This is a genomic window from Corynebacterium sp. HMSC056F09 (genome assembly GCF_001815785.1).
GTDB lineage: Bacteria > Actinomycetota > Actinomycetes > Mycobacteriales > Mycobacteriaceae > Corynebacterium > Corynebacterium hiratae.
The window spans coordinates 41,763-49,656 of record NZ_KV821943.1; the positions used below are offsets into that span (position 1 = coordinate 41,763).

The window sequence follows — 7,894 nt, forward strand, 5'->3', positions numbered from 1 at the left end:
CATCAGGCGATGTTCGTCATCGCTTACTGACTTCGACCTCCCACATGCTAACGAAGGTCGGAAAGGGATTGGTCAAGCTGTGAAAGGTTATATGGGTATTCCACGACAGCTGCCAAGGGCTTATCAGCGCGCAATAATGTTTGCTGACGCGATTATGGTGCTACGAAAACGCGAAAAAGACTGTATGGCGGTAGTGCGGCCGGGGAGAGGTGTGGGTGAGGAGCCGAGGATGTTGACAGGCGTTACACAGGGGATCTGCGCAAGGTTCCGGCGGCGGAGAGTGCATTTATTGAGTGAAGCGCAACATATCGCCGTATTGTTATGAGGGAAGTCACGCATACGATACCCCTAAGGAGAACTCATGAAAGGGACAAAAGTCGGCGCGAGCCTCGCCGCTGTCGTCGCAGCAGCTGGCCTGACTGCATGCGGAGGAGACGGATCGGGTGGTGCGGCGGATGTTGATTTCATCAGTACCAACTCCACCGAACCCCAAAAGCCGCTCATCCCTGCAGATACCAGCGATGTGCCGGGCGCAACGCTCATCGACCTCATCTACTCGGGACTCGTGTACTTCGATGAGAATGGTGAGGTGCACAACGACCAAGCAGAGAGCATAGAGAAGACCGATGACGTGACGTACAAGGTCACGCTCAAGGAGGACGCGGTGTTCTCCGATGGCTCCCCGGTGCGTGCCCAGGACTATGTCGATACGTGGAACAACGCCGTAAAGAACAGCATGCTCTCTGCCTATTTCTTCGAGCCCATCAAGGGCTACGAAGAAGGAACAGAGAGCATGGAAGGGCTCACGGTTGTCGATGAGAAGACGTTCACCATTGAACTTGATGAGCCCACGGCGGATTTCGAGACGCGTTTGGGTTACTCCGTCTTTTTCCCCATGCACGAATCAGCCTTCGATGACATCGACGCCTACGGCCAAAACCCAGTGGGAAGTGGCCCTTATAAGCTGCAGGAATGGAACCATAACCAGAACGCGATCCTCGTTCCCAACGAGAGGTATGAAGGCGACCGGAAGGCGCAGAACGATGGTCTGAACTTCGTGTTCTATGCCGATGCCAGCGCAGCCTATGCTGACTTACTTTCGGGGAATCTGGATGTTTTGGACTCGATTCCGTCCTCGGCCATGGCCAACTTTGAAACTGATCTCGGTGAGCGCGCAGTGAACGAGCCTGCCGCAGTTTTCCAGTCCATTACTATCCCCGCTGGGGATGAGAACTTTAGCGGGGAGGCGGGGGCGTTGCGTCGACAAGCACTGTCCATGGCCATTGACCGTGAGGAGATTACCCAAACCATTTTCCAGGGGACGAACACCCCGGCGGTGGATTTTACGTCGCCTGTGCTTAACGACGGTGCCACAGACATCCCCGGCAACGACGTCCTAGCCTATGACCCGGACAAGGCTCGCGAGCTGTGGGCCAAAGCGGAGGAGATGAAGCCATTCAAGGGGCCGTTCACTGTGGCGTATAACTCCGACGGTAGTCACAAGGAGTGGGTCGATGCTGTCGTGAACTTCATTCGAAACACCCTTGATATTGATGCGCAGCCAGCGCCGTATCCGGATTTCAAATCGCTACGCGATGAAGTCACGAACAAGACTATCGAGGGTGCGTTCCGCACCGGCTGGCAGTCGGTATACCCGTCGCCGTCGAGTTTCTTGGAACCGTTGTATGCCACGGGTGCTGCGACTAACGACGCTGACTATTCCAACCCCGAGTTCGATTCGCTTCTGAAGAAGGCCGCCGCGGCAGCTAACGAAGAGGAGAGTGTTGAGCGGGTCAATGATGCCCAAGCGGTGCTCATGAAGGACCTTCCAGCAATCCCGCTCTGGTACACCAACTCCACTGGTGGCTACTCCGAGCGTGTCGATGACGTGATCTTTACGTGGAAGTCGAAGCCGCTGTATTACAAGGTAACTCTGAAGTAGATCGATACACGTCCTGCTACGTGAAAAGCGCTCCTCAACGATTGGTGGTGAGGAGCGCTTTTCTTAAGCGGGCGGAGCTGTTAGAAAGGCAGCTTAATGCCCAGGGACTTTGCCACGTTCGGAGCGACAGCAGCGATGGCGCCGATGACGCCTAGGACAGCAGTGACGATGGCGGCAATGCCAAGATCGGTCGGCTCACCGTCCTTGGAGCTGAGGGCTTCATCGAAGGAGCTGGACTCATTGGTGCCGGTCGGTGCCTGCGAAGGGTCATCCGCTGGCTCCACGGGCTTCTCCGTCGGGGTGGTCGGCGTTGTCGTCGTGGACGTCGTCGAGCTCGGCGGGTTCTTGGCCAGGGATTCCTGGATTTCAGCGGCTGCGGTGTCCTGCTTGCCACAGGCAGAGGCGTCGTCCTTGGCAATCGCCATGACCTCGGCGCGGTTCAGGGTCAATTCTTCATTGTCAGTGGCGCGCCAGAGTCCGAATTCCTCCTGCTTGAAGGTGTGCTCGGTGTCCTCAATGGTGGTGGTGAACTCTTCGGCTGGGGCCCAGCAGAAGTTGATTTCGGTAGCCGAGGTGTTGGTGGCGTTTGCGGTGGACTCGTCGGCGGTAGCGATGGTCGAGCCAATAACACACAGAGAGCCCGCCAGAGCGGTGGTGGCGAGAGCGAGTGAAGCCTTCTTCATGGGATTCTCCTAGAAATAGAGCGAAGGAAAGTGAAAGATAGAAAACCCTTGGTGTGCAGGGGCTATCCAACTATATTAACGCTACCTCAAGCTCTAAGCACAAAACTGCGAGAACCGCGTTCCTCCATGCTCTTAAAGTAAGGCCTGGAGGCACGCGGAACGCGGCGCAGGGACTCTTAGATAAAGAACTTGCGGCGGGCGGCGAAAGCACCAGCTGCAATCATGGCTGCGATGGCCAGTGCGGCGAGGCCACGAGCAACGGTGTTGGAACCGGTCTCAGCGGAGATACCGCGCGACTGTACCTGGGACTTCTCGGCGGTGCTTTCGGCAACCTGACCACCCTGGGCGATGACCTCGTCCTTGTTCTCCTTGAGCATCTGCTCAGAAGCGGCCTTCTCCTCGGCACTCGGAGCGTCGTTCTGGGCTGCCTCCTGGGACTTCACGTAGGTCTTGCCATCCTTGGCCAGGTACCAGGTCACGCCACCGATGACGAGGGCGGCCGGCAGAGCCAGCCATGCCAGCTGCTTGGCGTCGAAATCGGAATCCTCGGCGGAACCGGCCGGGGGCTGGGAGCCGCCCGTCGGATCGGTCTCTCCAGAGGGCGGAGTAGCAGGCTCGTCCTTGCCCTCACCGGCCTTCGGATTCTCGTTGCCGGCCTCGGGCTGCTCGCCGCCAGCCTCCGGCTTCTCCGGGTCATTCTTAGAAGCGTCGCTGCCGTTGTCGATCGGGGTGTCGACCTTGGACGGGCCGGCCGGAGCCGGGTCCGGGTTGGCCGGTGCAGGAGCGTTGTCCTGAGAGTCTTCATCAACCGGGGCTGCTGGATCCTCGGCGGGAGCTTCCTTTTCTTGTTCTTGCATGCGTTCCCACACAGCCTGTGCGTGGTCTGCAGTGAGAGTTGTGGAGCCCAGTGGATTGGTGCTCTTGTAGGAGCCGTCGGCTTGGCGCTGGTAGGTGTAGCCTTCGAACTCGAACTCAGCCGGAGCCGGAATCTGTGCAGAGGCAACGGCGGTGCCGCCCAGTGCGAGGGAGCCAGCCAGTGCGGCTGCGGTCAGGGTGCGGTGGATGCGCTTCATATGTTTCTCCTAGTGGGTTTGTGAGAGGGAGTCCATCAGACCAGAACCACAATAGTCACAATTTTCACATTAGTCACAGGGGTTACGTGAAGATGTTCCGTAATTTATGGGAGATGTGTCGTGCTGATCTGGGGCAGTGTTCGATGAGCGTGAAGTATAAGTTGTAATGTAAAGGGGCTGGCTGTTTAGTAGAAGAGCAGGTTCTGGTGGGGGCTGCTGGTTGTAGGGTGTTCGACAACGACCTGTCAAAACGGGTACCCCTGTACGGGGGTTGAAAAGTACGATTGAGCGCTAGCTTGCGGCCGGCTCAGGTGTGGTCGTTATGCCCTCAAACTGCCAGCCCACCACCGCGTTGCGCACTGCAGAAGCCAGTGGGTTGGCCGGCTGAATGCAGCTGATGGTCAGCAGGCGGCCCGGTTTGGCATCGGCGCCCCAGATACTCTCGTCCTGCTCAAGGCCTTCCTTTGAAGGAGCGTGCAGATCCGTGGCTATATACACCAGCCACTGCTCGCCGGAGTTCTGCGTGCGCAGATACAGCTTGTCGCCCACCGCGGCCTTGTGCTCATCGGCGCGGCCGTCGTAGAGGTTATTGAAGACCGCCGGCACACCCGCGCCCGTGTGACCAGCAATGACCACGATGTCCGGCGAGTCCGTTCCGGGCAGCGAATAGGGCTTGTCCTCTGCGGTATAGGTACAGGCCTTATTCATGGAGTCCGGGTTGATCTTATTGTCCTTGACCCGGCAGGAACCTTCCTCGAATTCCGCGCGCACATCAATAGTCGGAATGTACATCTCGACTGCCGGTGAAGGCTCGATGACGGCGGCGGGTTCCGTTACCACTTCTGTGGGCTGCGGTGCGGGTGTGTCCGGTTCCTGATTGAGCTTGAGCGCGGCGATAATACCGACCAGCACCACCGCCATAATGGCTACGAGGCGGAGACCTCGGCTGTCGCTGGGCTTGCGATGGCGCGCTGTGACCTGGTTGGGCCGTCGTCGAGGGCGGTGGGGCTGCTGCTTGGCGACGGCCCCCGCGCGGCCGTATGAGGAGCGGCTTCGGCGGCGGGCGCGTTCTGCGCGGAGATCGATGCGGATTCCCTCTTCCGGCAGGCGGTAGCTATCGCGCCGCGCGGAGTAACGAGAATCCATGGTGTGCTCCTGAGAGATAGATGATTAGAAAAACTACAGTACTACTCGACGGCGAGCTGGTAGCGCAGTGCGTAGGTGATAAGCCAGTGGGTGGACATGAAGTGGCCGTCGACAAGCTGCGGACGCGCGCTGGCCACCAAGGCTTCGGCGCGCGGCAGGGCAGAGCCGCCGAAATACTCGGCGAGCTCAACAATCATCCACGCCCTTGTGAGAGCTAGGCCGTAGAGATGGGCCAGGCGGCCATCGGTCGGGTCGAGCACCTCCGGGATGTCAGTGAGAAAATCCAGTGCTTCGGTGCGGCGGGGGAGGAAACCGTCGAACCACTGTGGGAAGTCCGGGAGAACGCGCGACATGAGCAGAGCTTCTGATAATCCATTGGAAAGGAAATCGTGCCCGGACAGCTCCCACTCGAGTGGGTAGTTGCGGTCATCGCCGAAAAGGCGAACCGCAGCATCGCGCACCGAATCCGCCAGCGAATCCTGCCCGATCTTCTCCGCGGCCTCGAGGATGAGGAAAAGGTTGAAGGCTGTATTGGAATGCATGCCGTGGCGCACTGGTTGGTTGAGCGACCCCAGCCAGTCGTGGCAGTGCTGCGCGGTGAGCTCGACGAGCTTATCCATCGATTCGCTGGGACGGATGGAGGCTAGTTGCAACAGCCAAGCGCGCCCGTAGGGCATTTCATACCCGGGGTGTTCGACAAGGTAGTCGTATTCGACGGTGAGGGCTTGGGGGCTGAGGCGATCGTCGAGGAGCGTGGCAAGACTGGTGGGAGACTTGGGCCCGAGCATGGTATCCAACAGCGCCCCGGAATACTGCATGTGGACGCTGGAATGCCAGTCGAAACAGCCGTAGAAACTGGGGTGCAGCTCGCGTGGGCGCACGGTGCAATCATCAGCTGAGCTGCTCGTGTGGTGCATGGCGGCGGGAAATTCGCGCTCGAGGGCGTCCACAATTGTCTCCGCCCAGGTTTTGGCCCAATTCTCTAGCGTGGTCATGCGTCAAGTATGACAGAGACCCCGGACATCTATCACGACCTGCAGTTTCGTGGTTGTGTGCTACAGGGAAAGTGCAGCCTTCAACTGCGGGAGGAAAAACTCTGCTGCTTTAGCAAGCCCAGCCACCGCCGCGGTGACGAGAGCAACGACGCCACCGGCTGCGAGCAGGGAGAGGCGCTTTTCTTTCGCGCCAATCTGTTCAAGTTCGTGCTCATGCTCGTCGCGCAGCGCGTCTTTGACGTTGATATCCATGTTGAACTCGCCCCATGCCTGGGAGGCGGACCGATATTCCTCTTCGGCTGCTTTTATCTCTTCCGCTGAAGCGCCGGAGTTCTTTAGCTCTTCCAGCTTGAGGCGGGCGTCTTCAGCGTTCTGCCACATCTCTTTAGCCCGGGCTTCATCTTCTTCAGATGGCTTGTACTCTTCGGCCCCGTCTGCCTTGCTGCTAAATGCGCTGAAGCAGTCTTCGCGCAAGCACCGAGAGGATTCCACGTTGAGCTCCTGTGCCGTCGCAGTAGGAACCGCTACGAGGCCTGCGGCGATGACTGTTGCCATTCCAAGGCCGGACCGGCGATGCCACGAATTCATAGAAGTCTCCTTCAATAGGGAAAGTAGGGAAGCGGCTTTACTGTATCGCGGGACGCGTCCGAGCGCTGAAAAATGGGAGGGTTCTGTTGGTCAACAAACCATTCTTTCCTGACTGTATAGCCAGAATTCGGCTGGTAATTTTCGAGTCAGTCGAACAAAGGATCGATTGTGTGAGTTATTGTCTTAGCTTCTTTCTAATGTGTAAAGCAGACATCTGAAGCGTTGGGGAATCGGTTCATTGTGGGGCGCAAGGGTGTCCACAGCATAGGATGCAGTTCACAGAAGAGGACTGCTGCACAACTCACGAGGGGGAGCCATGAGGTTCTTAGAACAAAAGCCGACAACTTTTAGTAAAGGGCAGATACATCGAATAGGCAGTGCGCTGCGCGCTGGGAAAGAGTTCGATGAGGGGCTATACCGGCTCATATTGGTTCAACAGTCTGCCTTATGCGACCATCTTGAGTCCTTGGCCGTATCAGCATTGAGTAAATCGGGTGTGCCACTGGAGCGTTCGACAAATGCCGTTGTGGAGCCGGATTCGAATCGTTTCTTCGTAGGATCGAGGGTTAAGACCCGGCCAGTGCTTGTTGAGAAACTAAGGAGAATGCCGAGCTTTCCGCTGGAGAGCATCCAGGATTTTTCGGGAGTGCGAATGGACTTTGATGTCTCGCTTTCGGAGCAAACAAAAGTCGCTGAAATACTTGCCCAAGACCTTGAAGAGCAAGGCGCTGCTCGCGTCAAAATTCAGGATATGAGAGAAAAGCCGCACTCTGGGTATCGGGCGATCCATCTGCACATTTATTCTCCGGCAGGCCGTGCCGAGTTCCAACTACGCACAGCACTCCAATCACGATGGGCCAACCTCTACGAACTGGCTGGTGACTTATACGGTCGGGGCATTCGATACTTGGAGTTTGGTGAGCAAGTACCGCGGCAATTCAATACCCAGGTCCGCTCACTCCATGAGCTTTCAGACGTTGTGTACAAAGTGGAGAGGTATTTCGATGCGCTTTCCCCTCCGTTTGCCGAGCATATCCTCGAAACAGTAGGGCTGCGTGAAGCCCGTTTATTGCGGCAAAAGACTTCTACGATGTTGGATAGATTCATTAGTCGGCTCGACAAGAGATGGGCAGACAATGGGTCGGAAAGGAGCGAATAGCATGCCGGCTTTTCTCATCAAGTATCACCGCCCGACGGGTGCATTGAATGTTACCGAGTTTGGAACCTTGACTGAGGCAACTCTTGCCCGTCATGACCTTGATCAAATCAACGATGACCCCGATGTTGAACTCGTTGCTATTGGTGCTACGAACTTGGAATCCGTCCGGCACACGCATGCGCGTTACTTCTTCCGTGAGAAAACCGCGCCGCCGTACCCTTTTGTGGCTTAAGTGGCTCTTCCGGTTTTAGAGTGCGTAGCGGGGTGAGGTAGAGCTCGACGGGTTCAGCGGGTCACCACAACATGTA

General features: G+C 57.5%; 8 protein-coding genes. 3 read left to right on the forward strand and 5 right to left on the reverse strand.

Features of this window, described 5'->3' with window-relative positions; all coding sequences use genetic code 11:
• Positions 1-361: 361 nt before the first annotated feature.
• On the forward strand, positions 362-1,942 hold the full coding sequence (locus HMPREF3056_RS08000) for a peptide ABC transporter substrate-binding protein (protein ID WP_070754509.1): 1,581 nt from the start codon (positions 362-364) through the stop codon (positions 1,940-1,942).
• An 80-nt stretch (positions 1,943-2,022) separates the two neighbouring features.
• Here HMPREF3056_RS08000 and HMPREF3056_RS08005 read toward each other — a convergent pair whose 3' ends face one another.
• From HMPREF3056_RS08005 to HMPREF3056_RS08025, 5 genes are all read right to left on the reverse strand, one after another.
• Positions 2,023-2,625 carry a hypothetical protein gene (locus HMPREF3056_RS08005; RefSeq protein ID WP_070702408.1) on the reverse strand — a complete coding sequence of 201 codons (603 nt, stop codon included), beginning with the start codon at positions 2,623-2,625 and terminating at the stop codon, positions 2,023-2,025.
• A 176-nt stretch (positions 2,626-2,801) separates the two neighbouring features.
• Complete coding sequence (locus tag HMPREF3056_RS08010; RefSeq protein WP_070754510.1) at positions 2,802-3,698, reverse strand: hypothetical protein; 897 nt, start codon at positions 3,696-3,698, stop codon at positions 2,802-2,804.
• 291 nt (positions 3,699-3,989) lie between these two features.
• On the reverse strand, positions 3,990-4,844 hold the full coding sequence (locus HMPREF3056_RS08015) for a sortase family protein (RefSeq protein WP_070754511.1): 855 nt from the start codon (positions 4,842-4,844) through the stop codon (positions 3,990-3,992).
• Positions 4,845-4,885: 41 nt separating this feature from the next.
• On the reverse strand, positions 4,886-5,839 hold the full coding sequence (locus HMPREF3056_RS08020; protein WP_070754512.1) for a DUF2891 family protein: 954 nt from the start codon (positions 5,837-5,839) through the stop codon (positions 4,886-4,888).
• Between the two features lie 60 nt (positions 5,840-5,899).
• Positions 5,900-6,427 carry a hypothetical protein gene (locus tag HMPREF3056_RS08025; RefSeq protein ID WP_070754513.1) on the reverse strand — a complete coding sequence of 176 codons (528 nt, stop codon included), beginning with the start codon at positions 6,425-6,427 and terminating at the stop codon, positions 5,900-5,902.
• 316 nt (positions 6,428-6,743) lie between these two features.
• Here HMPREF3056_RS08025 and HMPREF3056_RS08030 point away from each other — a divergent pair, with 316 nt between their 5' ends.
• Positions 6,744-7,586, forward strand: a complete 843-nt coding sequence (locus HMPREF3056_RS08030; RefSeq protein ID WP_083317798.1) for a RelA/SpoT domain-containing protein — start codon at positions 6,744-6,746, stop codon at positions 7,584-7,586.
• Position 7,587: 1 nt separating this feature from the next.
• A complete protein-coding gene (locus HMPREF3056_RS08035; RefSeq protein ID WP_070517199.1) occupies positions 7,588-7,818 on the forward strand; it encodes a hypothetical protein in 231 nt (76 codons plus the stop codon).
• Positions 7,819-7,894 lie beyond the last annotated feature (76 nt).